The sequence below is a fragment of the Actinophytocola algeriensis genome (assembly GCF_014203735.1).
Lineage (GTDB): Bacteria > Actinomycetota > Actinomycetes > Mycobacteriales > Pseudonocardiaceae > Actinophytocola > Actinophytocola algeriensis.
The window spans coordinates 179,852-205,633 of sequence record NZ_JACHJQ010000002.1; the positions used below are offsets into that span (position 1 = coordinate 179,852).

The following is a 25,782-nucleotide window of genomic DNA, read 5'->3' on the forward strand; positions in this document are numbered from 1 at the left end:
CGTTGTCATGTCTCGAATCCTGCGCTTCGTCGCGCCCATCGCCGCCGCACTCCTGATCCCCCTCGCCGCGCCCGCCGCCGCCGCGCCACCGGGCAGCGAGGTCATGGCGTTGCTCGGCGAGATCTCCGGCCGGTCCACGATCTCCGGTCAGCACAACCGTGAACCCAACTCCGACCCGGCCAAGTGGACCAGGACGGTCCGCGACATCACCGGGGAGACGCCGGGACTGTGGGGCGGGGACTTCCTGTTCTCGTCCGACGACGTGAACCACCGCGGCACGATGGTCGACGAGGCGATCCGGCAGTGGCAGGCGGGTTCGCTGGTCGCGCTGACGTGGCACGTGTGCCCGCCGACCGTCGGCAGCACGTGCGGCTGGGACTCCGGTGGCATCCTCGGCTCGCTGAACGACGGCCAGTGGAGCGAACTGCTGCGGGACGGCTCGTCGCTCAACCAGGCGTGGAAGAACCGGCTCAACGAGGTGGTCCCCCACCTGCGGCGGCTGCGTGACGCGGGCGTCGAGGTGCTGTGGCGGCCACTGCACGAGATGAACGAGGGCTGGTCGTGGTGGGGCGGGCGCGGCGCGCAGACCAGGCAGCTCTACCAGCTCACCCACGAACACCTCGCCGGACAGGGGTTGTCGAACCTGATCTGGGTGTGGAACGTCAAGGACGTCGACATGGGCGGCATCGGCGGCTACTGGCCCGGTGCGTCCTATGTGGACGTCGCGAGCCTCGACGTGTGGGTCAAGCAGACCCCGAGCCAGAGCGACTACGACGCGATGCTGAACGTGGCGGGCGGCAAGCCCATCGCGCTGGCCGAGGTGGGCCGGGTGCCGTCCCCGGACGTCCTCGCGGCACAACCGAGGTGGGCGTGGTTCATGACGTGGGCCGAATGGCTGGTCGACCCCGCGTACAACGACAACGCGTCGGTACAACGCACCTACTGGGACGGCCGGGTACTCAACCGCGGCGAGCTGGACCTCGGCGGTGGCGGTGGCGACAACCTGGCCCGCAACCGCCCGGTGTACGCGTCCAGCCAGGAAAGCACGACGCTGAACGCGGCGAACGCCGTCGACGGCGACACCGGTACGCGCTGGAGCAGCACGTACGCCGACCAGCAGTGGCTGTACGTCGACCTCGGCGCGAACCGCACGGTCACCGGCGTGACGCTGCGCTGGGAGGCGGCCTACGCGGCGATGTACCAGATCCAGGTGTCCACCGACGGGACGACGTGGACCACCGTCCACAACGACTACGCGGGCAACGGCGGCACCGACGTGATCACGCTCGGCTCGCGCACGGCCCGCTACGTCAAGATGTACGCCTGGCAACGCGGCACCCCGTACGGCTACTCCCTGTGGGAGATGGAGGTCCGCTAGCACGTCCACCAAGGTTGCCGGGCCTGCCGAGACGTTGCCGAGGAGCGTGGCCCGGAACGCGGCGTCGGGGGCCTGCTGGACCGACCGGACGGCCGAGCACCTCGGACATGGTGCGCGCCATGTCGCGCGAATCCAACCCGTTCGTCGCCTCGCGGGTCAGGAGCGCGGGCCACGCGAGGTTGTGGCCATGCGGGCGCGGGTCCTGGCGGGGACGTCCGGTGGCAGGCTCGCGATGATGTCGGCCAGGGTGTCCTCGGCCAGGGAGCGGCGCCACGCCTCGTGGGCGTCGACCATCTTGCGCGCGAGGACACACGTGTTCCGGCACTCCTCCCGCGGCAGCGCACCCGCGCCGCGCTGCCGGATCTCGCGGCACTCGTAGGGGTTCGTGCCGCCGTCGACCGCCTCGACGACCGCCAGCAGTGTGATCTCCGCGGCCGGGCGGGCGAGACGGAAGCCGCCTCGCGGACCCGTCGCCGCCGCCAGCACGCCGGCCCGGACCAACGCCTGCAGCTGTTTCGCCAGGTAGGGCGCGGGCAGGTCGTAGTACTCCGCCAGCTGGGCCGCCGACGCGGTGGCGCCCGGCTCCAGCTGCGCCAGCGTCGTGGCGCAGTGCAGAACCCACTCCGTGCTCACCGGCAGCTTCACGACCGCGATACTATCGTAGATATTACGGATCTACTTAGTCCGAAATACAGGAGGAACCATGCGGATCGCAGTCGCGGGCGCGACCGGGAACATCGGGGCACGTACCGTCGCCGTCCTCGAGGGACGCGGGCACGAGGTCGTGCGGATCAGCCGTTCGCTCGGCGTCGACCTGCTCACCGGCGCGGGCCTCGACGACGCGCTCGCCGGGGTCGAGGCCGTCGTCGACGCCACGAACGCGCCTGCCGGTGACCGGGACGGCACCGTGACCTACCTCGGCACGGCCACCGCGAACCTGCTCGCGGCGGAGGCACGCGCGGGGGTGCGGCACCACGTCCTGCTCTCGATCGTCGGCATCGACGGCGTCGAGGGCAACGCGCACTACGCCGGGAAACGCGAGCAGGAGCGCCTCATCGCCGAGGGCCCGGTGCCGTGGACGATCGTCCCGGCCACGCAGTTCCACGACTTCGCCGAGATGGTCGCGAGCTGGACCGAACAGGACGGCGTCGCCTCCATCGCTCCCCTGCTCGTGCAGCCGATCGCACCCGACGACGTCGCCGACGTGCTCGCGGAGCTGGCGGCCGGCGAACCGCACGGGCGGTACGCGGACGTCGCGGGGCCCGAGCCGCAGGACCTCGTCGACATGGCCCGCCGCACCCACCAGGCACGCGGTCGCACGGTGAAGCTCGTGCCGACCTGGTCCGGGGTGTTCGGGACGCAGATGGCAGGCGACGTGCTGCTGCCCGGCGAGAACGCGCGCCTCGCGCCCACCACCTTCGACGAGTGGCTCGCGAAGGAGGCCGGCTGACGCATCACCCCATCGAGGTCAGCACCGGCCGGTCGCGTCACGCACGCCCGGCGTGGTCTTCAGAGCCAGGACCGCGCCGGGCGCGCCCGGCCCTTCACCGCACCGCGGGCACGGTACGCCGCGTGAACCGCATCGCGCCGTCGTTCATCTTGCCGTGGCGCAGGTTCACGACGTCGTGCGCATAGCTCATGCCGAGCTGCCACGGCGCCCGGGACCCGGCCCTGGGGAACTCGTCGATGGACCGCAGCACATAGCCCGCGTCGAAGTCGAGCAGCGGGCGTTCGGTCACCGCCGGGTCGTCGTTGACGGGCACCGCCACGTCGTACCCGCCGTCGTCCATGTGCCGCAGCAACCGCACCACGTACTCGCTGACGAGGTCGGCCTTCAACGTCCACGACGCGTTCGTGTACCCGATGGTGAACGCGAAGTTCGGCACGTCCGACAGCATCATTCCCTTGTACGCCATGGTCTTCGGCAGCTCGACCGCGCGGCCGTCGACGATCAGCTCCATGCCGCCGAACGCCAGCAGCCGCAACCCGGTCGCGGTCACGACGACGTCCGCGGGCACCGTGGCCCCGGACTCGAGCCGCAGGCCCGACTCGGTGAACTCCGCGATCCGGTCCGTCACCACCGACGCGCGGCCCGAGCGGATCGCCGCGAACAGATCGCCGTCCGGCACCAGGCACAGCCGTTGGTCCCACGGCTGGTACCTCGGCTTGAAGTGCGTGTCCACGTCGTACCCCGGTGGCAGCTGCCTGATCGCCAGCTTGCGGATCAGGTTCCGCACCACCCGGGGGCGGCGCCGCGACAGCTGGTAGATGAACGTCCCCACCAGCACGTTCTTCCAGCGGGCGAGAAAATAGCCGCGCCGCACGCCGAGCACCCGCTTCGCCGTGTTCGCCAGCCGGTCCTCCGACGGCAGCGTCATGATGTAGCTCGGCGACCGCTGCAGCATCGTCACGTGCGCCGCGTCCTCGGCCATCGCGGGCACGAGCGTCACCGCGGTCGCGCCGCTGCCGACCACGACCACGTTCTTCCCGGCGTGGTCGAGGTCCGCCGGCCACCGCTGCGGGTGCACGACCGTGCCACGGAACCGTTCCACACCGGGGAAGTCCGGCGTGTGGCCGCCGTCGTAGTCGTAGTAGCCGCTGCACACGTACAGGAACCGAGCCGTCAGGGTCACCGGCGAGCCGTCGTGCCGCGCCTCGACCGTCCACTGTGCGTCCGCTGTGGACCACGAGGCGCGCACCACGCGGTGGCCGAAGCGGACGTGGCGGTCGATGCCCGCGTCCGCCGCGGTGTCCCGCACGTACGCGAGGATCGACGGACCGTCCGCGATGGCCTTCGGCTGCGTCCACGGCCTGAACCGGTAGCCCAGCGTGTGCATGTCCGAGTCGGACCGGACACCCGGGTACCGGAACAGGTCCCACGTGCCGCCGATCGCGTCGCGGGCCTCGAGGATCGTGTAGGTCCGGCCGGGGAACGCGGTCCGCAGGTGGTGCGCGGCGCCGATGCCGGACAGCCCGGCACCGACGATCAGCACGTCCACGTCAGGCGTGCTCATGCCTTCTCCGCCGCCCTGGCCCGCAACCGCGACTGCACGCGCGCGAGCACCGAGTAGTAGTGCGTCGGCGTGATCCGCGTCAGCGCGTCGAACACGTAGGCGTCGGGGCCGACGAGGATCCGCGCCTTCCCCTTCTCCACGCCGGAGTGGATGACCGCGGCCGCCTTGTCGGGCGAGGTCATGGTGATCGCCTCGAACTGCGCGGCCATCTGCTCCTTGGTCCGGCCGCGCCCCTCGGGGTCCCTGCGGACCCGGGCGTTGCGGGCGATGTTCGTGGTGATCCCGCCCGGGTGCACGGTGACCGCGCGCACGCCGGTGCCGCGCAGCTCGTGCCGCAGCGACTCGGTGAAGCCGCGGACGGCGAACTTCGCCGCGCAGTACGCGCTCTGGAACGGCATCCCGGCGAGCCCGAACACGCTGGACGTGTTCACGATGGCACCGGAGCCCTGCTCGACGAGGATCGGCAGGAACGCCCGCGTGCCGTTGACGACACCGTGGAAGTTGATGTCGTGCAGCCACTGGTCGTCCTCGACGTCGGCGTCGAGGACCGACGAGGTCACCGCGACCCCGGCGTTGTTGAACACGCCTGCGAGCGGCGCGGGCAGCCAGTCCCGCACCTCGTCGGCGAACCGCAGCTGGTCGGCCGCGTCCCGCACGTCGAGCACGCGGGTCAGCACCCGCCCGGACAGCGACGCGGCGGTGTCCTTCAGCCCGGCCTCGTCGTTGTCGGCGATCGCGACCGGCGACCCGGCCCGCGCGAGGCGGACGGCGAGCGCGCGGCCGATGCCGGACGCGGCGCCGGTGATCATGACGGGACGGCCGGTGAGCCTAGGACGCTGTGGTGTCGCGGGCATCGGCGCTCCTCGTCACGCGTGCGTGGTCGTCGATGAGGTCGAGCAGCCTGGGCCACGCGGCCTTCGGCAGGTCGTGGCCCATGCCGGTGATGGTCTCCAGCCGGGCGCCGGTGATCGCTCGGACCGTGGCCGCGCCGCCGGTCGGGTGGACCATCCGGTCCCGGTCGCCGTGGATCACGAGCGTCGGCGCGGCCACCGACCGCAGCGACGGGGTGCGGTCGCCGGACTTCATGATCGCGCCGAGCTGCCGCCCGGTCCCCGCGGACGACGGGTCGCGGTCCCAGCCGCGGCCTGCCCGCGCACTCACCCACTCCTCGTCCATGGGGAACCCGTGCGAGCCGATGTGCCGGAACATCATGAGCGCGCGCTGGATCGCCGCCTCGCGGGTCTTCGGCGGCGCGGCACCCATCAGGCGCAGCGTCGACAGTGCCGGGCGCCCGATCCGGCGCGCGCCGGTCGTCGACATGATCGACGTCAGGGTCCGCACGCGGTCCGGGTGCCGTGCCGCGACGGTCTGCGCGATCATGCCGCCCATCGACACGCCGACGACGTGTGTGCTCTCGATGCCGAGCGCGTCGAGCAGCCCGACCGTGTCCTCGGCCAGGTCGACGAGGTCGTACTGCCCGACGGGGAACCGGCCAACGAGCATCGACGCGAACTTCGCGGGCCGGAAGTCCTCGTGCGTGGACCGGCCGACGTCGCGGTTGTCGAACCGCACCACGCGGTAGCCGCGCTCGGCCAGTACCTCGCAGAACGCGTCCGGCCAGCTGTGCAGCTGCTGCCCCAGCCCGGCGACCAGCAGGAGCGGCTCCCCGTCCTCGGCCCCGATCTCCTCGTAGGCGAGGGAAATCCCTCGCCCGACAGCGACGACCTGCTCGTCCTGGTGGTTCGCTCCGCAGGCTTCCCCCATCACGTATGCGCTCCCGTCGACGTGGTTTCCTCGGACTCCGGCGACGGAGCGGTCCTGCGGTGCACGACCGCGAGCCCGCCTTTGCCCGGCGCGTTGGCGATCCCTCGCGAGTGCCAGCGCTCCGCGGGCTCCGTCGTCGGTTCGAGCGTCATGTCTCGCAGCATCGTGCGCACCACGACGCTCATCTCCATGTTCGCGAACGCCGCGCCGAGGCAGCGCCGGGTGCCGCCGCCGAACGGGATCCACTCGTACAGGTCCGGCCGCGAGCCGGTGAACCGTGCCGGGTCGAACCGCGCCGCGTCCGGGAAGACCGCGTCGTCGTCGTGGATCAGCCCGATGCTGACGAGGATCGAGTACCCCTTCGGCACCCGCCAGCGGCCGAGTTCCAGGGACTCGGCCCGGACCGTCCTGCCCACCATGTCGATCACCGGCCGGGTGCGCTGCACCTCGATGATCGTGGCTTCGCGCAGCCGTTTCCCGCCCGCGTCGACCTCGTCGACCAGACCGGCCAGCACGTCGGGGTGGCGGCGCAGCCGCTCCACCGCCCACGCGAGCGTCGTCGCGGTCGTCTCGTGCCCGGCGGCGAGCAGGGTCAGCAGCTGGTCGGCGATGTCCTGCCCGCTCATCTCGGTGCCGTCGTCGTAGCGGCTCTGCAGCATCATCGCCAGCACGTCGTCGCGCTGGTCGAGGTCACCCGTCCGCCGCGTCTTCGCGACGAGCCGGTCGATGGCCAGGTCGTACTCGCGGCGCATCGCGAAGAACCGGGCCCACGGGCCGACCTTGCCGCCGAATCGCGGGATCGGCGCGGCGGCGAGCCGGGACCCGAGTGTCACCATCTTCGGCAGCAGCTCGCGCAGCTCGTCGAACTCCTTGCCCTCGGCGCCGAAGACCGCGCGCAGGATCGCGTTCAGGGTGATCCGCATGGCGGACGGGAGCACCGGGAACGGCCTGCCGAGCGGCCACGAGGCCATCTCGCGGACCGTCTCGTCCTCGACGATCCGCTCGTAGGCGAGCAGCCTGCGCCCGTGGAAGGGCGGCACGAGCAGCTTGCGCTGCCGCTTGTGCTCCTCCCCGCGCAGCGCGAACAGCGACCGGGACCCGAGCACGCGCCCGAGGTTCGGCTCGATGTTGTCCGCGAGCGCGGTGTCGGTCTGGAACAGCTGCTTGATCTCGGCGGGATCGCTGATCACCACGGCACGGCCGAAGATCGGCACGTTGACCGTGAACGCGTTCCCGTAGCGCGCCCGCAGCCTGGGCAGCCCGCGCATCGGCATCGCCAGCGCGTAGGCGCCCTGCACGAAGCGTGGTTTGGCCGGGCCGGGCGGCAAGGCCTGCGTCATCGTCGTCCCCTCGCTGTGGTACGCGACCGTACCAAGCCGACGGTACGCCCGCGTACCATCGAGCACAAGCCAAGGAGGCAGTAGCGTGACACCGGTGACGACCCAGCAGAGCCCGACCGGGGCCGCCGCGTACGCCGAACCAGGCGGGTTCCGGCAGCGGCTGCTCGACGGGCTCGCGGCGGCGATCGAGGCCGACGGCTACCGCAACACCACGGTCGCCGACATCGTGCGCGGGGCACGCACGTCCCGCCGCACGTTCTACGAGCACTTCGACAGCAAGGAAGCGTGCTTCGTCGCGCTGCTGACCGACGCCAACACCGAGATGATCCGCCGGATCTCGGCCGCGGTGGACCAGCGGGCACGGTGGGCGGTGCAGGTGCGGCAGGCGGTCGTGGCGTGGATCGCGTGCGCCGAGTCCCAGCCCGCGATCACGCTGAGCTGGATCCGCGACGTCCCGTCCCTCGGCGCCGCGGCCCGCGACCTGCAACGGGACGTGATGTCCGCGTTCGTCACGATGATCCAGACCCTGTGCGACACCGAGCAGTGGCACGCGGTCCGCACCGAACCGGTGTCGGAACAGCTGGCACTCATGCTCCTGGGCGGTTTGCGGGAACTGATCGCGACGACCGTCGAGAACGGCGGCCGGGTCAGCGACCTCACCGAGGTCGCCGTCCGCGCGTCGATCGCCCTGCTGGGCCCGCCACCGGCGGAGAGTTAGTCCGCGTCCCCATCGGACCCGCGCACGGCGGGCCCGGCGCGGAGGCCGGGCCCGCCGTGGCGAAGCGGTACACGCGGAACGGCGCCCTTGGTGGCGCGCACGGTGCTACGGGTACTCGGTGACGTAGACCGGCACGCCGACCTTCGTCGTGTCCGCCGCCTCTCCGACGCCGTTGACCACGTGGTCGATCGTGCCCGCGTTCAGGTTCACGGTCATGATGTGGTGCAGCCGCACGCCCGGCCGCCGCGGGACCTCGAAACCGTTCTCCGTGTGGATGGCAGGGTTGTTCTGGTTGAACACGTACACGCCCCCGCCGTACAGGGTGTGGTTGCGCACCCGGTCGCCGACCTTGTACCCGGCGTAGCCCTCGACGTCACCGTTCATCCAGTCCGCCTGCGTCGGCGGGTCGTAGGGCAGCTCGTTCTGGTACAGGACCGTGGTGCCGTGCTCGCCGTTCCAGACGGTGTTGTACCGCTGGAAGTGCTCGACGAACAGGCCGGTCGCGGTCACGTGGTCGCCGTTGATCACGCCGCCGTACCGGCCGGTGTTGGTCCGCCACCGCTCGGTGTCGGTGAAGCCCTCGACGCCGTGGTCACCGCGCCAGACCCACGCGTGGTCGATGAGCACGTTGTCGCTGTTGACCTCCAGCGCGATGTGGGTCTTGCCGACGTGCGGGCCGCCGACGCGGAAGTACACGTCGGACAACGTGGCCGGGTTGCGCGGTGTGCTGTGGCCGTGGCCGTGCTTCTTGCCCACCCGCAACAGGGCCGGCGACTCCTTCAGCCCGGCGTCGATCGTGACCCCGGCGATGATCGCGCCCGGCACGTCGGCGACCTCGATCGGGACCACCCCGCCGACGGCGGTGAGCGTGGCGTGACCGAGCCCGAGGACGACCGTGTCGGGACGCTTGACCTCGATGGTGCGGTCGATGTCGTACACACCCGGCGTCAGCAGCAGGTGCTTGCCCCGGGCGAGCTGGGAGTTGATCTCGCGCTCGGAGTCGGCGGGCGTGGCGACGAAGAAGTCCGTCAGCGGCAGGGTGCGGCCCGGCGTGATGCCGTTCGCCCACGAGACGCCGCGCGTGTTCTGCTTCGCCGACGGGACGCGGACCTGGTAGCGGCCGCGCGAGTCGACGTACAGGTACGGCTTCTCCCTGCTCAGCGGCGTGGTGTCGAGCGTGGTGTACGGCGGCGCCGGGAACGTGTCGTCCGCCGGGGCACCGACGACCCCGGAGAAGACCTGGTTCCACACCGCGTTGGACCAGCTCTCGACCTCGCTGTCGCGGGTGAGCCACTGCTGCTGGGAGCCGTTGGTGGTGGCGGGGAGGCGGGAGTCGGCGATGAAGCCGCCGGACGCGTACTGCGGGCCCGCGGTGCAGTAGTCCATCAGCGACAGGCCGCCGCCGGTGATGTTCATGCGCCGCAACGACACGGCCTGTGACACGGCCCAGAAGTTCGCGGACGCGCGGCAGCCGTCCTGCCCGGCCGCGTCGATGTCGATGGTCAGGTTCGACAGCGTGCGCCAGAAGTTGACCAGCGCGAGGCAGTTGCCCGTGCCGCCGTCGGCGAGGCACCGGTTGTAGACCTCGACCTTGCCGTTGATCACGACGTCGGTCGGTGACGCGCCCAGACCCGCGATCTCGGTGTAGTACCCGACCTTGATCTGCAGCGGTTTCTCGGCGGTGCCGTAGGTGCCCGGCTTGAAGAGGAACGCCTGCCGGGCGGTGCCCATCTCGGCGTCGACCTGCGCGGCGTGTGTCGCGTCGAGGACCGCCTGGATCTGCTCGACCGGCGTGCTCGGGTCGAAGACCGTGACGTTCGGGCCGAGGCCCCCCGGTCCGTGCCCGTGCCCGCCTTCCGAAGGGGACGCGCCCGCCGTGCCGGTGAGCATGGCGGTCATCGCCAGTACAAGGGTGACTGCCTGACATCTTTGTCTGTTCATACTTTTCTTCCTGCTAGCCGTGGAAGCGCTCTCACGTTGTACTCCATGAAGCGCCTCGGCGGAAGCCCCGAGCGCTAGAACGGTTCGGCGACGACGACCCGGTTCTCCTCGTAACCGTCGTGGCCGCCGACCCAGCGGCCGCCGCAGGTGACGAGCACGAGCCGGTGCGCACCGTCCTGCCCGAACAGTTCCTGCGCGCGGCCGGGCAGCTCGTCCTTGTGGACGGTGACCAGCTGGCGGACCCGGTAGCGGAAGGTGGCACCGTCCGCGCCGACGACGGTGACCTGGTCACCGAGCCGGGCCTCCCACAGCTCGGAGAACGGGCCGGTGGCGCCCTTCCAGTTCACGTGACCGGCGAGCACGGTGGCGCCCTGCGCGCCGTCGAACGGGGCACCCCACCAGGTGGCCTCGCGGACGCCGTCGGGCACCGGCAGCACCCCGCCGACGACCTCCTTGCGGACCAGCGTGGCGGTACCACCCCGTGCGAGCCGGACGGTGCCGGGCGCCTGGGCTTGTGGTGGCGGGGGCGGTTCCGGCGCGGGAGGCGGCGGCGGCGCCTTCGCCGACGGCTCGGCCGGCATGGCGGCCGGTGGCGCGGCCGGCACGAACACCTTGCGCACGGGCCGTTCCGCGGCGACGGCGACGGGCGTCCCGGTGACGGGCCCCGGCGCGGTGGTGAGAGCAGCCGCCACGGCGGCGACGACCACCGCGACCACGGCCACCGGGATGGCCACCGGGCGCGCCTTCTCCCGGGTCCAGTGGTCCCAGGCGGCAGCACCTTCGTCGGCCCAGGCCGGTTTCGTCTCGGGAGGCGTGCCCTGCCAGAGGTGGTCGGCACGCAGGACCGCACGGCTCGCCGCGTCCAGTGACGCGGGATCCGGTGGGTGGTCGCCGCGATGCCCTGCCACGGTCAGCCCCGGTGGTCGCCCGTTGCGCGGCGGCGGGCCAGGTGGACGGTCAACAGCGTCGCCGCGATGATCACCGCGATCAGTGCGATCCAGCCGCCGCTCGTCATCTGCTGGGTGACCGCCGCGTTGGCGACCGGCCCGCCCGGGGTGTCACCGGCCGGGATGGTGCTCGGCAGCTGCGGGGTGGTCGTGGTGGTCGTCGGCGGGGGGCTCGCGGTGGTCTCCGCCGACGCGGTCAGCTCCTTCTCACCGCCGGTGCTGACGATGCGCTGCGTGTCGACCTCGATCGCCTGCTGGACCACCGGCACCTCGGCCGGGCCGGCCAGCGTGATGTCGATGCCGGGGGCCGCGCCGGTCGGGGTGACCGACAGGGTGAGCGGATCCTCGGTGGTGGTCACCGTCCCGCTCGACACCTGCTTGCCGTCGGCGTCGGTGAACGTGGCGTCGGCGGCCGCGATCGTCACCGGCACGTCCGGGACGCGGGTGCCACCCGCGTTGGTGATCGTGATCGTCCAGTCGGCGGCGACGCCGATCGTCTGCGCGCCGTCTGGCGCGGCGACCGTGGCCGTCCACGGGCCGCGGTTCACGGCGGCGTCGGCCTGCAGCGCCTGCACCGCCGCCTGCGCGCCCGAGGGGAGCTTCGACAGGTGGAACGGCGCGTCGTAGGCGATGTGCCGGAAGTCGTTGGCCGGGTCGAGCTGCGCCGGGTTCTGCGGGCCCGCGGTCCAGGTGTGCAGCAGGTGCGCGAGCGCGGCCGCCTCGTCCGCGCTGTCGGTGCCCGCGTAGCGCAGCAACAGGTACGAGATGTCCGACGCGACGTTGGGCGGGAGGTCCGTTCCCCACTTGGTCTTCAGCGTCGCACCGGGCTGGTACTGCTCGTCGCTGTCCGGTGCGAGGTGCGCGAACTGCACGCACCACACCTGTTTCCCACCGACCACATAGGACCCGAGCCAGTCGGCCGGGTCGGGGTTGCCCTGGTACGGCTGAGCGGGTGTGGTCTCGTGGCCGACCCCCCGCTGCACCGCCGCGGCCGCGGTCGGCGCGCCGGCGAGGGAAACGCCTGCGACCACGGCGGCGACCGCCAGCCCCACGGTGATCCGGCGGACGGACGATGGCTGCTTCCCGATGAGCACAGGCACGTGGAAAGCTTTCTGGACCGACCCCTACGCCGACAATCCGCCACCAGAGGGGCCGCGATCACCTGGCCATACCAACGCCCGCCCGCTCGCATCACGCAGAGCGACGGAAACGGGCGTCAGGCGGTGCCCTCGGTGCCCTTTTCGGCCGCGGCGACCTTCGCGCGCACCTCGTCCATGTCGAGTTCGCGCACCTTGCCGATCAGGTCGGCGAGCGCGGGCGCGGGCAACGCACCGGGCTGGGCGTACACGACGACACCCTCGCGGACCACCATCAGCGTGGGGATCGACGAGATGCCGAACGCCTGTGCCAGCTCGACCTGGGCCTCGGTGTCGACCTTGCCGAACGTGAGGTCGGGGTTGTTCTCGGCGGCGTCCTCGAACACCGGCGCGAACTGGCGGCACGGCCCGCACCAGGCGGCCCAGAAGTCCACGAGCAAAGTCCCCGGCCCGCTCACGGCCTCGCCGAAGTTGTCCTTCGTCAGTTCGATCGTCGCCACAGTTCCTCCTTCGTGTTGTCAGTGCAGCGCGCGGCGGCATCCGTTCATTCCCACCGGCCGGGTCGGGGGCGGAGTTCAGGGCCTGCGGGCGTTGACCGCCGCCACCAGGTCGTCGAGCCTGCCGCGGATCGCGGCGCCGGTGACGTGGTCGAAGTAGTCGCGGGAGCGGACGATCTCCCCGTCGCGCACGTGGAGCACGAAGATGGCGGGCTGCGTGAACGACTCCCCCGTCTCGACGACCGTTCCCAGGTAGGAGAACTCGGCGACGATCACCTCGGGATCGGTGGTCTCGTGGACGGTGATGTCCTCGACAGTGCGGTCCAGCCGCGGCCCCTCGCCGGTCGGCCGGAAGTGCGCGCGCACCTCGTCGCGGCTGCGCAGGGCGGGACCGCGGAGCGGGTCGAACGGTGCACGACGTCGGTCTGTTCCGCGTACAGGCCGGGCAGTTCCTCCCAGCGCGCCCGTCGGCGACACCGTGCACGAGTGCGAGGATGACGTCTCGCGGGCTGCTACCCACCGGGACCTCCTGTAGGATCCGAAGTCCGGACTCCGAATATATGGAGTCATGACTTCGGATGTCAACGGAGCGATGAGCACCTCAGCGAGCGGGCGCCCCCAGCGCGTCGACGCGCGGCACAACCGCGGACGCATCCTCGACGTCGCCGAGGAGGTCTTCGGCAAGGGCGGCCGGTCGGCGTCGACCGAGGAGGTGGCGCGGCTGGCGGAGGTCGGCATCGCCACGGTGTTCCGCCACTTCCCCACCAAGGCGGCACTGGTCGAAGCGGTTCTGGTGCGGCGGTTCGACCGGCTGCGCGAGCACGCGGAAGGGCTGCTCGGCAGCGCGGACGCGGGCGCGGCCTTCTTCGACTTCTTCAGCCACCTGGTCGCCGACGCGGCGACCAAGATCGCCATCGGCGAGGCACTGCACGACCTCACCGGCGACACGGACGGCGACGCCGCCACGGCGTCCCTCGGGCTGCGGCGCGCCTTCGGCGCCCTGCTGCGGCGCGCCCAGGAGGCGGGCGCCGTCCGCGACGACGCCGAACTGCCCGAGGTCTACGCCCTGCTGGTCGCCACCTCCCGCGCCGCCTCACAACCACACGTCGACGCGGAAGTCCGCGCCCGCATGCTCGCCATCGTCTTCGACGGCCTCGCCCCGCGATGACCCACGATCCGGACGGACTGGTCTTCGACCTCGACGGCACACTCGCCGACACCGCCGTGATCGGCCGGGCCGCGCTCGACGGGACGATCGCGGCGTTCGGCATCACGCCCACCGGTGACGCCATGGCGTTGAACGGGATGGCGTTCGCGGACCGCGTCCGGACCATGCGCGGGAACGGCGACCTGGACGACACGATCACCGACGCCGACCTCGTCGCCGAGTGCGACCGGCAACTCATCGCCATGGCGGGTGACGTCCGGCCGATAGCTCCGGTCGTCGGCATCCTCCGGCGGGCGCACGGGCGGGTGCCGCTGGCACTGGCGACAGGCAGCACCGGACCCGTCGCCGCGGCCGTGGTCGCCGCGATCGGGCTGGCAGGCGTGTTCGACGCGATCGTCACCCGCGACGACGTGGCCCGCGGCAAACCCGCCCCCGACTGCTACCTGCGCGCCGCGGCGCTGCTCGGCCTCGACCCCGTCCGCTGCGTGGCCTACGAGGACACCGCGATCGGGCTCGCGGCCGCCAGTGCCGCCGGGCTGTCCGTTGTGGACGTCCGGCCGCTGGTGCGGAAGAAATTTCCGAGTTGAGGAACTCCTGTGCCCGTGTCACCGTTCTCCGGTTGACCGCGCCGACGAGCACGAGAGGACCATGGACCCGTCCCGAAGTACCGGCGTCCACACCGGACGCCGCACCATGACGAGCCCGCCCGCCGGTGAGTCACCGCGATGATCACCGTGCTCACGATCCTCGCCGGCATGGCCGTCGTGTTCGCCCTCACTGTCCTCACCGGCTACTTCGTCGCGCAGGAGTTCGGCTACATGGCCGTGGACCGCGCGCGGCTCAAGGCCAAGGCCGCCACGGGTGACGCGGGCGCGGAACGCGCCCTGGGCATCACCCGTCGCACCTCCTTCATGCTGTCCGGCGCCCAGCTCGGCATCACCGTGACCGGCCTGCTCGTCGGTTACGTCGCCGAGCCACTGATCGGCGCGGGCATCGGCGAACTGCTGGGGGGCGCCGGGGTGCCGACCGCGGTCGGCGTCGCCATGGGCACGGTGTTCGCCCTGTTGTTCTCCACCGTCGTGCAGATGGTGTTCGGCGAGCTGTTCCCGAAGAACCTCGCGATCGCCCGGCCAGAACCGGTGGCGCGGCGGCTCGCGTGGTCGACCGCGCTGTACCTCTCGGTGTTCGGGTGGCTCATCCGGCTGTTCGACCACGCGTCGAACCTGCTGCTCAAGGCGGTGCGGATCGAGCCGGTGCACGACGTCGAGCACGCCGCGACCGCACGCGACCTCGAGCACATCGTCGCCGCCTCCCGCGACAGCGGCGACCTGCCGGCTGAGCTGTCCACGCTGCTCGACCGCACGCTGGACCTGCACGAGCGGACCGCGGAGCACGCGATGATCCCCCGCCCGTCGGTCACCACGGTCAGAGGTGGTGCGCCGGTGTCGGAGGCGATCGAGGTGATGGCCGCGTCCCACTCGCGGCTCCCGGTGCTCGGTACGGACGTGGACGACGTGGTCGGCATCGCGAGCCTGCGCGACCTGCTCGCGCACACCGACCGCGCCACCCCGGTCCGCGACGTGGCCCGGCCCGCGGTCATGGTGCCGGAGTCACTGCCACTGCCCGCGGTCCTCGCCCGGCTGCGGGACACGGACGACCAGTTCGCGTGCGTGGTCGACGAGTACGGCGGCCTCGCCGGGGTGATCACGGTCGAGGACATCGCGGAGGAACTGGTCGGGGAGATCGCCGACGAACACGACACCGAGGGCACGCACCCGCCCGTCCTCCACGACGGGACCTGGACGCTGCCCGGGGCCACCCACCTCGACGAGGTGGAACGCCTGATCGGCCACGACCTCCCGGAGGGCGACTACGAGACGCTCGCCGGTCTGGTCATGTCGGAGCTGCAACGACTTCCCGACCCGGGTGACACCGTCGAGATCACCCTGCCGAAACCGGCGGGCACCGCGCGGCCCACGATCACGGTCACCGTCGAGCAGATCACGCGCCGCGTGCCGCACACGGTGTCGATCACGCTCGTGGAGGCAGGCCGATGAGTGGTATGAGCACCTGGGTCGCCCTGGCCGTCTCGGCGGGGATCGTCGCGCTGAGCGCGTTCTTCGTCGCGATCGAGTTCGCGCTCGTCGCCGCCCGGCGCCACCGCCTCGAGGAGGCGGCGGAGAAGAGCTACGCCGCACGGGCCGCGCTCGCCAGTGCCCGTGACCTGTCGCTGCTGCTGGCCGGGTCGCAACTCGGCATCACGCTGTGCACGCTGGCGCTCGGCGCGATCACCAAACCCGCCGTGCACCACATGATGACGCCGCTGATCACCGGGTGGGGCCTGCCCGAGGTGACGGCGGACGTGCTCGCGTTCGTGCTCTCGCTGATCGTGGTCACCTTCGTGCACCTGGTGGTCGGCGAGATGGCGCCCAAGTCGTGGGCCATCGCGCACCCGGAACGGTCGGCGACACTGCTCGCGATCCCCATGCGCGGGTTCATGTGGCTGACCCGCCCGATCCTGGTGGCTCTCAACGGCGCCGCGAACTGGTGCCTGCACCGCTTCGGGGTGGAGGCGGTGGACGAGATGTCCGAGGGCCGCGGCCCGGACGACCTGCGCCAGCTGCTCGACCACTCCGCGCGAGCGGGTGTGCTGGACCCGGCCCGCCACGAACGCCTCGCGGCGGCACTGGAGGTCAACGTCCGTCCACTGAGGACGATCCGGCGGCCGATCACCGAGCTGGCCGAGGTCTCCCCGGACGCGGGCCCCGCCGACATCGCCCGCGTGGCGCACGAGACCGGACACCTCCGGCTCGTCGTGCGCGCACACGGGCGCCCGCTGGGCGTGGTCCACGTCCGGGATGCCGTGACCCGGCAGGAAAGCACCACCGCGGCGGACCTCATGCGCCCGGTCAGGACCCTGACCGCCGACACCCCGATCTACGCGGCGCTCAGCACCATGCGCGAGTCCCGCAACCACCTCGCACTGGTCGAGGAGGACGGGGAGCTGATCGGGCTGGTCACGTTGCAGGACCTGCTCGACCAGCTCCTGCTGCCGACCACCTGACCGCCGACGAGGAGGGTGAAGCGATGGCGCCGGTCGCGCTCACGACGCTGCGATGACCACCCCCGACGAACTGGTGACCACCCGGTTGTCCTTGCGGCGCCCGGAAAGCGGCGACGCGGCAGCTGTGCTCGCCGTGCATTCCGACCCGCGCGCCTGTGCCCACAACCCGGCCGACGCGCTGACGACACCGGCCGAGGCCGAGGAGCTGGTCGGCCGGTGGCAGGACCACTGGCGGCGCTTCGGGTTCGGCTACTGGGTCGTCCGCAGGCGCGGCACGCTCCCGGTGCTCGGGTTCTGCGGCCTCAAGCGCATGGCGCTGCACGGCGAGCCCGTCCTCAACCTGTTCTACCGCTTCGACCCGGCCTGCTGGGGCGACGGCATCGCGAGCGAGGCGGCCACCGAGGTCGTGCGGTGGGCGGCCCCGCTCGGCGAGACCGTCGTGGCGCGGGTCCGGCCCGCGAACACCGCGTCGCAGCGGGTGGCGGTCCGCGCCGGGCTGACCCGCGCGGAACACCTCGACGAACACGGTCAGGACGGCCTCGACTGGCTCTACACCCTGGCCTGAGCCCGCACCGGCCTGCCCAGTGCGATGCCCACCAGTACCAGCAGCAGCCCGCACACCTGCCGCAGGCTCAGCACCTCCCCGGCGACCGCGGTGCCGAGCAGCACGCCGGTCACCGGGTTGAGCAGCCCGACGAGACCGACCGTGCCCGCGTCGAGGTGGCGCAGTCCCGCGAACCACGCCGCGAAGGCGAGGGCGGTGGCGACCACCGCCACGTAGCCGAACCCCAGCACCGCCGGACCGTCGAGCACCGGCGGCGAGCCCTCCACCAGCACCGCGACCGGCAGCAGCACGAGCCCGCCCGCGACGAGCTGCCACGACGTCAGCGACAGCACGTCGACGCCGTCGCCCCACTTCTTCGTCAGCACGTACCCGCACGACGACATGACCATCGCCGCGACCGACGCCAGCACGCCGCGTGCGTCGGCCGCGACCGCGCCGGTGAACAACATCAGCACGACACCCGCGATGCCGACCGCCGCGCCGAGGAGGTGCCGGGACCTCGGCGGGGACGCCAGCAGCAGCCACGCGAACAGCATCATCACGACCGGTGAGGTCGCCATGACCGTCGCCGCGACGCTCGTCGGCAGCAGCTGCGCGGCCACGTAGATCAGCACGAAGAACGCGCCCACGTTCAGCGTGCCGAGCACCGGCGCGCGCCACCACCACGCGCCGCGGGGCAGCCGCCCGCGGACCGCGAGCAGCACGAGCCCGGCGGGCAGCGCCCGCAGCAGTCCGCCGTACAGCGGCGAGTCCGCGGGCAGGAACTCGTGCGTGACGTAGTAGTTGGAGCCCCAGGCGACCGGCGCGATGGCGGTGACCAGCGCCCACCGCAAAGTAGCTTCCATGGAAGCCACTATATCTTCCCGGGAAGGTATAGTGACCCCGTGCCGCCCGACCACGTCGCCCGCATCCAGGCCGAATGGGCCCGCGAACGCCCCGACCTCGACGTCGGCCCGCAGGGCGTGATCGGCCGCCTGCACCGGCTCGCCGGTCACCTCACCGAGCAGCTCCTGGTGGTGTACCGGCGGTTCGGCCTCGGCGAGGGCGACTTCGACGTGCTCGCGACGCTGCGCCGCGCCGGGCCGCCGTACGAGCGGGCGCCCGGCGAGCTGGCCCAGTTCACGATGGTCACGACCGGTGCGATGACCAAGCGGATCGACCGGCTCGAACGCGACGGACTGGTCACCCGCAGGCGCAGCACCGCCGACGGCCGCGGCCGGGTCGTCGCGCTGACCGCCGCCGGCCGGGAGCTGATCGACGCGGCGTTCACCGAGCACATGCACAACGAGCGCAGGCTCCTCGACGAGCTGGCCCCCGAGGACGCGGCGGCGCTCGAAGCCCTGCTGACCACGTGGCTGGCCCGGTTCGAGACGCCCCACGACTGAACCACGAGGCCGTCGTGGTCGCGTGCACGACCGGCACGGCGATACTGGGCCGATGAGCATCCGGTTCGTCCACGAGACCCGCCCCCAGCGGGTGCGGTTCGGCTCCGGCGAGGCGGCCACCGCGCTGGCGGAGGAGGTCGCACTGCTCGGCGCGGCGCGGGTCATGGTGATCACCACCGCGTCCGCGAAGGCGGCGGCCGACCGGATCACCGAGGGGTTGCCGGTCGCGCTGCTCCACGACGACGTCGCCATGCACGTGCCCGTCGAGGTCGCGGACCGAGCCCGGCAGGCGGCCGCCGGCCACGGCGCCGACGCGCTCGTCAGCATCGGCGGCGGGTCGGCGACCGGGCTCGCGAAGGCGGTGGCGCTGACCAGCGGGCTGCCGGTGGTGGCGGTCCCGACCACGTACGCCGGGTCGGAGGCCACCGACATGTGGGGCCTGACCGAGGACGCACGCAAGACGACCGGCACCGACCCGCGCGTACTGCCGAGGGCGATCGTCTACGACGCCGAGCTGACCACGTCGCTGCCGGTACCGCTGAGCGTGGCGTCCGGGGTGAACGCGCTCGCACACTGCGTCGACTCGATGTGGGCACCGCGCACGGACCCGGTCGACCAGGCACTCGCCGTCGAGGGCATCCGCGCGCTGCGGACCGGCCTGCCGATGGTCGTCGCGGACCCGGGCGGGCGCGAAGGCCGCGAGCACACGCTGTACGCGGCGTACCTGGCCGCGGTGGCGTTCGCGTCCGCCGGTGCCGGACTGCACCACAAGATCTGCCACGTCCTGGGCGGGATGTTCGGGCTCCCGCACGCACAGACCCACGCGGTGGTGCTGCCACACGTGCTGGAGTTCAACGGCCCCGCGGCACCGGCGGTGTACCGCCGGATCACCGACGCGCTGGGTGGTTCTCTCCCGATCCTGCTGGACTCGCTGGAGGCACCGAAAGCCTTGCGGGAACTCGGTTTCGACGAGTCCGACCTCCCGTCGGCGGTCGAGGCGATCCTGCCCGCGGTCCCGCCGGGCAACCCACGGCCGGTGACGGCCGAGGACATGACCGCGCTACTGCACGCCGCCTGGGAGGGCCGATGAGCGGGGCACAGGACGACCGCGAACAACGGCTGACCAACGAGGTGGTCGCGTCGTTCGACGACGCGGCCGACCCCCGGCTGCGCACCGTGCTGCAGGCACTCACGAGGCACCTGCACGCGTTCCTGCGCGAGGTCCGGCTGACCGAGGACGAGTGGCGGTCGGCGATCACGTTCCTCACCGAGACGGGTCACCTCACCGACGACCGGCGCCAGGAGTTCATCCTGCTGTCGGACGTACTGGGCGCCTCGATGCAGACGGTCGCGATCAACGACGAGGCCCACGCGAACGCCACCGAGGCCACGGTGTTCGGGCCGTTCTTCGTGGCGGGCTCCCCGAAGATCGAGCTGGGCGGCGACCTGGCGGGCGGCGGACCGGGCGAGCCGTGCTGGGTGGCGGGCACGGTCACCGACACCGACGGCAACCCGGTGCCGGACGCGCTGATCGAGGTGTGGGAGGCGGACGAGGACGGCTACTACGACGTCCAGTACGACGACGACCGGGTGGCGGCCCGAGGCCACCTGCGCACGGATGCCGCCGGTGGCTACCGCTTCTGGGCCCTGACCCCGACCCCGTACCCGATCCCCCACGACGGCCCGGTCGGCAGCCTCCTGGCGGCGGCGGGCCGCTCCCCGATGCGGGCGGCCCACCTGCACTTCATGGTCCGCGCGGACGGCAGACGAACCCTGGTGACCCACATCTTCGTCCGTGGCGACGAGTACCTCGACCGGGACTCGGTGTTCGGCGTCACGCCGTCACTGGTGAAGGACTTCACCCGGGAGGCGGCGGGCACCCCGACCCCGGACGGCCGCGACGTCGGCGGCCGCACGTGGTCGAGGGTCCGGTTCGACATCGTGCTGGCACCACTCGCCTGACCGTGCGGCGGGAAACACCAGCGGCACCACCAAATGGGCGGCTGAACCCCTGAAGCTCCTGACTTCCGTGGGAATTCCTCACCAATCACCCGTGTGGTTTCCACGTTCGAGCGGTGGTCACCACTTCGCTGGTTAGTGTGGAATTCGGTCCAGTCGCCGAAATCCCCTGCGAGGTAAGGAAATGAACCGCCGCGATCTGCTTCGTTCCACGATGGGGGCCGCTACCGCTGTCGCGGTGGCCGGGCTTGTTGGACCGTCTACCGTGGCCGCCGCGCAGGCGGCCGCACACAGCAGGCCGGGCACCTTACGGGTGCGGATCCTCATGTACGACGGCGTCGAGGAGGTCGACTCGATCGGGCCCGCCGAGGTGTTCGACATCGCGCGGGTGTACTTCGACGCGAAGATCGACGTGAAGTACGTGACCGTCGACGAGCCGAGGGTGATCACCATGAACCGCGGCGCGAAGATGGTCGTCGAGCACCGGTGGCGCGCGCAGGACGCGGACCTCGTCGTCGTACCCGGTGGTGGGTGGCGGGATCCGGCGGCGCCGGGTACGCACGTCGAGATCGCGCGCGGTGTGCTGCCCAGGGCGATCGCGGACGCGCACGACGGCAGGCGGATCATCGCCGGCGTGTGCGTCGGCGTGATGCTGATGTCGGCGGCCGGGCTCACCAGGGACCGGCCCTGCACCACGCACACGCTCGCGAAGGAACGCCTGGAGTCGGAAGGCGGCATCATCAAGAAGGCCCGTGTCGTCGACGCGGGCACGGTGGTCACCGCGGGCGGAGTCACCTCCGGCATCGACCAGGCGTTGTGGTTGGTGGAGCGGGAGTTCGGGCCGGACATGGCGACCGGCGTCGAGGGCGTCCTCGAGCACGAGCGCCGCGGCGTCGTGTGGCGTTAGCGGGACTCGTCGTCGTTGTCGGGGACCGCCCGGTGCTGTTCCTGCACGTCGGCGGGGTTGGCCTCGCCGACCGGCTCCACGCCGGCGGTGTCCTCGTCGGTGTCCTGGTCGTCGGTGACGGCGAGTTGCTGTTCCAGCAGGTCGGCTTCGTCCGCCGTGGGCTCCGGGTACATGACGGCCTCCAATGGCTCTGTCTGCTCGCTCCAGTGGAGCAGTCCGATCGTCATCGTCAGCGCGCGGCGGACAGTGTCGAGCCCCGTCTCCAGCCCCGTGCTCTCCCCGACCCCGCGCACGGCGAGGTCCAGCTGGAACGACGCGTCCTCCGGGCTGTCGTTCAGGTCGGCGAGCATGGCCCGGATGGTCGCGCGCACCGGCGGTTCCAGGTCGTCGATGCCGACCTGGTCGTTCCCGTCGTCGCGCAGGTCGATCGCGAACGCGGCGCGGTCCCGCAGCGGCCCCGCGCTCTCCCGCACCGCCGTCGTCGCCACGTTGATCAGCTCGGCGACGATCTCGCGCACGTAGCCGCGCAGGTCGGCCGCCGGGTGGGCGGCCACCGTCTCCAGTGTCTCGGTCAGCCCGATCTGGTCGGCGTCAAGTACGCAGTGCACCAGCTGGTGGGCGGTGGCCTGCGCTTCTGGGTCCTCGCTGCGCATCGATCTCTCCCTCGGTGCTCGGCGTGGTGCCGGACGGGGAATGCCCGGGTGGAACCGCGCCCAAACATGCCGGTGGCGGCCGGGGGACCCCGGCCGCCACGGCAGTACACCGGACCGCTACCAGCGGTACCAGCGTCCAGTGCCCCCGCCGACCGGACGGCGGAGGACGAAGCCCAGCAGCCACAGAACGAGCAACACGCCCGCGACGATCCACAGCGCCTTGACCGCGAACCCGAACCCGAACAGCACGAGAACCAATAACAGCACCAGAATCAGTGGAAGCATGGAACGCGCCTTTCCGTGTTGTTGCCCCGCCTCTGGAGCTACCCGGCCGATCGCCTGGTAAACGGGCCATTCAGCCGGTTTCCGGTCCGCGACGCTGGGTACTCGCATTCCGTACACCGGAACGAGAGGTGCAAGCCATGGACACCAGCAGCTATGTGGCGTTCCTCGTCATCGGCACCGTGCTGGTCCTGATCGACGGACAGATCATCTACCGCAATGGCCGTCGGTTCCTGCAACAGGCCACGCCCAACGCCCCCGCCGAGTCACTGACGAAGCTCGTGTCGGTGCTGTTCCACCTCGGCACGCTGGGAGTGCTCGCGTTGATCTCGGTGATCGACGTCGGCGACTACGACGCGCAGGGAATCGTGGTGCGACTGGGGATCATCCTGATCGTGCTCGGGATCGCCCACTGGATCGCGGTGTCCGCCCTGGGGCGGATCCGGGACCGCGAGGAGTACGAGGAATACACCAGCGCCGAGCGGGACGCACGGCGCAAGGCGAACGAGGCGGCGCTGCGCGCACAGGGCACGCACGTGCCGGAGCCCACTGAAAGCCCCGCCTACACCGGGGAAAGCGCGACCGCGGTCGTCAACCGGCAGCAGCAGTACCCGCACTAGGCGCGTCGAACAACGCGCTGACGGACTCACCGTTGTGTATCCGCCGCATGGCCTCGGCCAGGGCGGGCGCCACGGACAGCACCGTCAACTTGTCGGAGCGCTCGGCGATCGGCACCGTGTTGGTGCAGACGATCTCGGTGACGTCTGCCTGACCGCCGATGCGGCCGAGCGCTCCCGACGCGAACAGGCCATGGGTGCACGCGACCCGGATCGACGCCACGCCGTGCTCACGCAGCTTCGACAGCAGCTCGACCACCGTGCTGCCCCTGGCGATCTCGTCGTCGAGCACGATCACGTCCCGGCCGGCCACGTCACCGATGATCGACGTGATCTCCACGCGGTCGTCGGTGAACCGCTGCTTCGCGCCCGCGGCGACCGGCACGCCGAGCAACCGCGCGAAGTGCGACGCTTCCTTGGCGTTCCCCAGATCCGGTGAGACGACGATGGTGTTCGACAGGTCGTAGCGGCGGAAGTAGGTCGCGAGTTCCCGCAGCGCGTGCAGGTGGTCGACCGGCACGCTGAAGAACCCGTGCACCTGCGGCGAGTGCAGCGTCATCGCGAGCACCCGGCTCGCACCGGCCGCGACGAGCAGGTCGGCCACGAGCCTGCCGCCGATCGAGATGCGCGGTGCGTCCTTCTTGTCCGATCGCGCGTACGCGTAGTGCGGCAGGACGACGGTCGTGCGGGCCGCCGACGCGCCACGGGCCGCGTCCAGCATCAGCAGCAGCTCGACGAGGTTCTCCTGCACCGGCGTGACGAGCGGCTGGATCAGGAACACGTCGCGCTCGCGGCAGTTCGCCTGCAGCTGCACCTCGAGGCAGTCGTTGGCGAACCGCTTCACCCGCACCGGCCGCAGCGGCACCTCGAGGTGGTCGCAGATCTCCGCCGCCAGCTCGGGATGGGCACTGCCTCCGAAGACCGCGATCTCCCGCAAGTGCCCGCTCCCCTTCATCCGTCTGGCCTGGTCAGGCGCGCCAAGCCTACTGGCACGCCCGGACCGGGCCCCGGACGCCCGTCAGAGGCTCGTCGGGATGGAGGGGTGGCGCTGCGCCTGGTAGGCACTGCGGACGATGGTCTCCTTGTACCGCGCGGCGAGGCGTCCGGTGAGGACGGACTCCTTCGGCCGGTCGTACCTGTCGACGAACTGCACGAGCGCGTCGCGGCGGCCGAGGCTGATGCACTGGTTCACGTAGCGGAACCGGAACGGCTTCGGGTCCTTGCCGTCGCGGCGGGCCAGCAGCGCGCGGACCGCCTGCTGCGCGGCGGGCAGCCCGGTGGCGCACGCCATGCGCAGTTCCTGCCCGCCCGGCATGCGCACGGCCGCCGCGTCACCGACGCCGTAGGTGTCCGGGTGGGACGTCGACCGGAGGGTCTCGTCGACGACCATCCTGCCGTGGCCGTCGACCGCGAACCCCGCGTCGGCGGCGAGCGACGGCACGGTGAAGCCGGTCGTCCACACGACCACGTCCGACCGCACGTGCTCGCCCCCGGCCAGCACCACGCCGTCGGCGCGCACCTCGGCGACCCGCGCCTCGTCCCGCACCTCGATGCCCAGCCGGGTGAACACGCGGCGCAGGTGCCCGCGCCCCTTCTCCGACAGCGCACCGCCCAGCGCGCCGTCCGCCACCAGGCGCACCTTCAGTGCCGGGCGCTGCTCGGCGAGCTCGGTGGCGGCCTCGATGCCGGTGAGTCCGCCGCCGACGACCGTGACCACGTCACCGTCGGTCAACCGGGCCCGGAGCCGCTCGGCCTCCTCCGCGACGGCCACCGTGTGCGCGTGCTCCGCGACCCCGGGCACCGCGGTGAGGTCCATGCGGCTGCCGAGCGCGTACACGAGCGTGTCGTACGGCAGCCGGTCCCCACCGGCCAGTACGACCGACTTGCCATCGGGGTCGATGGCGGTGGCCCGGTCGACCACCAGCCGCACCCCGGTCCCGGCCAGCAGCTCGGCGAGCGGGTGTGCCCGCAGGTCCTCCCCGGCGGCGAGCTGGTGGAGCCGCACCCGCTCGACGAACCGGTCCCGCTCGTTCACCAGCGTCACCGACACGTCTTTCGCCCGCGCGACCAGCCGGGCCGCCATCTGACCCGAGTAGCCGGCGCCGAGAACCACGATCCGAGTAGTCATCTCGTTCCCCTTTCGTCTCCAGGTGGACAGAAATCGCGGAGGATTCGTGACACCGGGAGAGTGGGAGTCGAGTCACACCGAATAGGGTCGGCGTTGTTCCCGGGAGTTACTGGAGGTACGGAGTCATGCGAATCGTCACGGACACCGCGCGCTGTGTGGGCGCCGGACAGTGCGCGCTCACCGAGCCGTCCGTGTTCGACCAGAGCGACGAGGACGGCACTGTCGTGCTCCTGACCGAGACGGCCGAGGGCGACACCCTCGAGAACGTCCGGGAAGCCGTCGATCTCTGCCCCAGCCAGGCCATCTCGATCGAAGAGGGCTGAGCAGCGCCGCCCGGTCACGCCGACGAGGCGGCCGG

General features: G+C 71.6%; 29 protein-coding genes. 14 read left to right on the plus strand and 15 right to left on the minus strand.

Annotation, left to right across the window (positions count from 1 at the left end; all coding sequences use genetic code 11):
• The first annotated feature begins 7 nt into the window (after positions 1–7).
• On the plus strand, positions 8–1,378 hold the full coding sequence (locus FHR82_RS07100) for a glycosyl hydrolase (protein WP_184809496.1): 1,371 nt from the start codon (positions 8–10) through the stop codon (positions 1,376–1,378).
• Between the two features lie 156 nt (positions 1,379–1,534).
• Here FHR82_RS07100 and FHR82_RS07105 read toward each other — a convergent pair whose 3' ends face one another.
• Entirely contained in the window at positions 1,535–2,023 is a 489-nt protein-coding gene (locus FHR82_RS07105) for an RrF2 family transcriptional regulator (protein ID WP_184809497.1), read from the minus strand.
• Between the two features lie 58 nt (positions 2,024–2,081).
• Here FHR82_RS07105 and FHR82_RS07110 point away from each other — a divergent pair, with 58 nt between their 5' ends.
• Positions 2,082–2,828, plus strand: coding sequence for an SDR family oxidoreductase (locus FHR82_RS07110; RefSeq protein ID WP_184809498.1), 747 nt, complete (start codon positions 2,082–2,084; stop codon positions 2,826–2,828).
• Between the two features lie 94 nt (positions 2,829–2,922).
• Here FHR82_RS07110 and FHR82_RS07115 read toward each other — a convergent pair whose 3' ends face one another.
• The 4 genes from FHR82_RS07115 to FHR82_RS07130 are packed head-to-tail and all read right to left on the minus strand — an operon-like array spanning position 2,923 to position 7,496.
• Positions 2,923–4,392: a flavin-containing monooxygenase gene (locus FHR82_RS07115; RefSeq protein ID WP_184809499.1), complete on the minus strand. Its 1,470-nt coding sequence runs from the start codon at positions 4,390–4,392 to the stop codon at positions 2,923–2,925.
• Positions 4,389–5,246: an SDR family NAD(P)-dependent oxidoreductase gene (locus FHR82_RS07120; RefSeq protein WP_184809500.1), complete on the minus strand. Its 858-nt coding sequence runs from the start codon at positions 5,244–5,246 to the stop codon at positions 4,389–4,391. Before FHR82_RS07120 ends, FHR82_RS07115 begins: the two co-directional genes overlap by 4 nt.
• A complete protein-coding gene (locus FHR82_RS07125; protein ID WP_184810387.1) occupies positions 5,221–6,156 on the minus strand; it encodes an alpha/beta fold hydrolase in 936 nt (311 codons plus the stop codon). The genes FHR82_RS07120 and FHR82_RS07125 overlap by 26 nt, the downstream gene beginning before the upstream one ends.
• Positions 6,156–7,496: a cytochrome P450 gene (locus tag FHR82_RS07130; RefSeq protein ID WP_184809501.1), complete on the minus strand. Its 1,341-nt coding sequence runs from the start codon at positions 7,494–7,496 to the stop codon at positions 6,156–6,158. Before FHR82_RS07130 ends, FHR82_RS07125 begins: the two co-directional genes overlap by 1 nt.
• Before the next feature lie 94 nt (positions 7,497–7,590).
• Between FHR82_RS07130 and FHR82_RS07135 the strand changes: the two genes are divergently transcribed.
• Positions 7,591–8,214 carry a TetR/AcrR family transcriptional regulator gene (locus tag FHR82_RS07135; protein ID WP_184810388.1) on the plus strand — a complete coding sequence of 208 codons (624 nt, stop codon included), beginning with the start codon at positions 7,591–7,593 and terminating at the stop codon, positions 8,212–8,214.
• 105 nt (positions 8,215–8,319) lie between these two features.
• Here the strand turns inward: FHR82_RS07135 and FHR82_RS07140 are convergent, their stop codons facing one another.
• From FHR82_RS07140 to FHR82_RS07160, 5 genes are all read right to left on the minus strand, one after another.
• Positions 8,320–10,113 carry a pectate lyase-like domain-containing protein gene (locus FHR82_RS07140; RefSeq protein ID WP_221463543.1) on the minus strand — a complete coding sequence of 598 codons (1,794 nt, stop codon included), beginning with the start codon at positions 10,111–10,113 and terminating at the stop codon, positions 8,320–8,322.
• 116 nt (positions 10,114–10,229) lie between these two features.
• Positions 10,230–10,889 carry a class F sortase gene (locus FHR82_RS45725; RefSeq protein ID WP_376706399.1) on the minus strand — a complete coding sequence of 220 codons (660 nt, stop codon included), beginning with the start codon at positions 10,887–10,889 and terminating at the stop codon, positions 10,230–10,232.
• Positions 10,890–11,065: 176 nt separating this feature from the next.
• Complete coding sequence (locus FHR82_RS07150) at positions 11,066–12,202, minus strand: hypothetical protein (protein WP_184809503.1); 1,137 nt, start codon at positions 12,200–12,202, stop codon at positions 11,066–11,068.
• Between the two features lie 116 nt (positions 12,203–12,318).
• A complete protein-coding gene (locus FHR82_RS07155) occupies positions 12,319–12,699 on the minus strand; it encodes a thioredoxin family protein (RefSeq protein ID WP_184809504.1) in 381 nt (126 codons plus the stop codon).
• A 75-nt stretch (positions 12,700–12,774) separates the two neighbouring features.
• A complete protein-coding gene (locus tag FHR82_RS07160) occupies positions 12,775–13,350 on the minus strand; it encodes a nuclear transport factor 2 family protein (RefSeq protein ID WP_311770937.1) in 576 nt (191 codons plus the stop codon).
• On the opposite strand from FHR82_RS07160, the gene FHR82_RS07165 reads away from it, so the two are divergent.
• From FHR82_RS07165 to FHR82_RS07185, 5 genes are all read left to right on the plus strand, one after another.
• Positions 13,289–13,864 (plus strand): TetR/AcrR family transcriptional regulator, encoded by a 576-nt coding sequence (locus FHR82_RS07165; RefSeq protein ID WP_184809505.1) that lies wholly within the window; start codon positions 13,289–13,291, stop codon positions 13,862–13,864. The two genes, FHR82_RS07160 and FHR82_RS07165, sit on opposite strands and share 62 nt — an antisense overlap.
• Complete coding sequence (locus tag FHR82_RS07170) at positions 13,861–14,451, plus strand: HAD family hydrolase (RefSeq protein ID WP_184809506.1); 591 nt, start codon at positions 13,861–13,863, stop codon at positions 14,449–14,451. The genes FHR82_RS07165 and FHR82_RS07170 overlap by 4 nt, the downstream gene beginning before the upstream one ends.
• Before the next feature lie 138 nt (positions 14,452–14,589).
• Complete coding sequence (locus FHR82_RS07175; protein WP_184809507.1) at positions 14,590–15,921, plus strand: hemolysin family protein; 1,332 nt, start codon at positions 14,590–14,592, stop codon at positions 15,919–15,921.
• A 5-nt stretch (positions 15,922–15,926) separates the two neighbouring features.
• Positions 15,927–16,928, plus strand: coding sequence for a hemolysin family protein (locus FHR82_RS07180; protein WP_221463545.1), 1,002 nt, complete (start codon positions 15,927–15,929; stop codon positions 16,926–16,928).
• 52 nt (positions 16,929–16,980) lie between these two features.
• On the plus strand, positions 16,981–17,493 hold the full coding sequence (locus FHR82_RS07185; RefSeq protein WP_184809509.1) for a GNAT family N-acetyltransferase: 513 nt from the start codon (positions 16,981–16,983) through the stop codon (positions 17,491–17,493).
• Here FHR82_RS07185 and FHR82_RS07190 read toward each other — a convergent pair.
• Positions 17,478–18,338 carry an EamA family transporter gene (locus FHR82_RS07190; RefSeq protein ID WP_184809510.1) on the minus strand — a complete coding sequence of 287 codons (861 nt, stop codon included), beginning with the start codon at positions 18,336–18,338 and terminating at the stop codon, positions 17,478–17,480. The two genes, FHR82_RS07185 and FHR82_RS07190, sit on opposite strands and share 16 nt — an antisense overlap.
• Before the next feature lie 39 nt (positions 18,339–18,377).
• Here FHR82_RS07190 and FHR82_RS07195 point away from each other — a divergent pair, with 39 nt between their 5' ends.
• From FHR82_RS07195 to FHR82_RS07210, 4 genes are all read left to right on the plus strand, one after another.
• Entirely contained in the window at positions 18,378–18,878 is a 501-nt protein-coding gene (locus FHR82_RS07195; RefSeq protein ID WP_311770938.1) for a MarR family winged helix-turn-helix transcriptional regulator, read from the plus strand.
• A 52-nt stretch (positions 18,879–18,930) separates the two neighbouring features.
• The gene (locus FHR82_RS07200; protein ID WP_184809511.1) at positions 18,931–19,968 is read left to right on the plus strand and encodes a maleylacetate reductase; all 1,038 of its coding nucleotides are present in this window, start codon (positions 18,931–18,933) and stop codon (positions 19,966–19,968) included.
• The gene (locus FHR82_RS07205; RefSeq protein WP_184809512.1) at positions 19,965–20,840 is read left to right on the plus strand and encodes a hydroxyquinol 1,2-dioxygenase; all 876 of its coding nucleotides are present in this window, start codon (positions 19,965–19,967) and stop codon (positions 20,838–20,840) included. Before FHR82_RS07200 ends, FHR82_RS07205 begins: the two co-directional genes overlap by 4 nt.
• 262 nt (positions 20,841–21,102) lie before the next feature.
• Complete coding sequence (locus FHR82_RS07210) at positions 21,103–21,744, plus strand: DJ-1/PfpI family protein (RefSeq protein ID WP_311770939.1); 642 nt, start codon at positions 21,103–21,105, stop codon at positions 21,742–21,744.
• Here FHR82_RS07210 and FHR82_RS07215 read toward each other — a convergent pair.
• A complete protein-coding gene (locus FHR82_RS07215) occupies positions 21,741–22,397 on the minus strand; it encodes an Rv3202a family protein (protein WP_184809514.1) in 657 nt (218 codons plus the stop codon). The genes FHR82_RS07210 and FHR82_RS07215 overlap by 4 nt on opposite strands.
• A 117-nt stretch (positions 22,398–22,514) precedes the next feature.
• Positions 22,515–22,682 carry a hydrophobic protein gene (locus FHR82_RS07220; protein WP_184809515.1) on the minus strand — a complete coding sequence of 56 codons (168 nt, stop codon included), beginning with the start codon at positions 22,680–22,682 and terminating at the stop codon, positions 22,515–22,517.
• 137 nt (positions 22,683–22,819) lie between these two features.
• Between FHR82_RS07220 and FHR82_RS07225 the strand changes: the two genes are divergently transcribed.
• Positions 22,820–23,299: a hypothetical protein gene (locus FHR82_RS07225; protein WP_184809516.1), complete on the plus strand. Its 480-nt coding sequence runs from the start codon at positions 22,820–22,822 to the stop codon at positions 23,297–23,299.
• Here FHR82_RS07225 and FHR82_RS07230 read toward each other — a convergent pair.
• Together FHR82_RS07230 and FHR82_RS07235 are read right to left on the minus strand one after the other, a co-directional pair.
• Positions 23,271–24,233, minus strand: coding sequence for a ribose-phosphate diphosphokinase (locus FHR82_RS07230; RefSeq protein ID WP_184809517.1), 963 nt, complete (start codon positions 24,231–24,233; stop codon positions 23,271–23,273). The genes FHR82_RS07225 and FHR82_RS07230 overlap by 29 nt on opposite strands.
• An 81-nt stretch (positions 24,234–24,314) precedes the next feature.
• The gene (locus tag FHR82_RS07235) at positions 24,315–25,424 is read right to left on the minus strand and encodes an NAD(P)/FAD-dependent oxidoreductase (protein ID WP_184809518.1); all 1,110 of its coding nucleotides are present in this window, start codon (positions 25,422–25,424) and stop codon (positions 24,315–24,317) included.
• Positions 25,425–25,549: 125 nt separating this feature from the next.
• Between FHR82_RS07235 and FHR82_RS07240 the strand changes: the two genes are divergently transcribed.
• The gene (locus FHR82_RS07240; protein ID WP_184809519.1) at positions 25,550–25,747 is read left to right on the plus strand and encodes a ferredoxin; all 198 of its coding nucleotides are present in this window, start codon (positions 25,550–25,552) and stop codon (positions 25,745–25,747) included.
• Positions 25,748–25,782 lie beyond the last annotated feature (35 nt).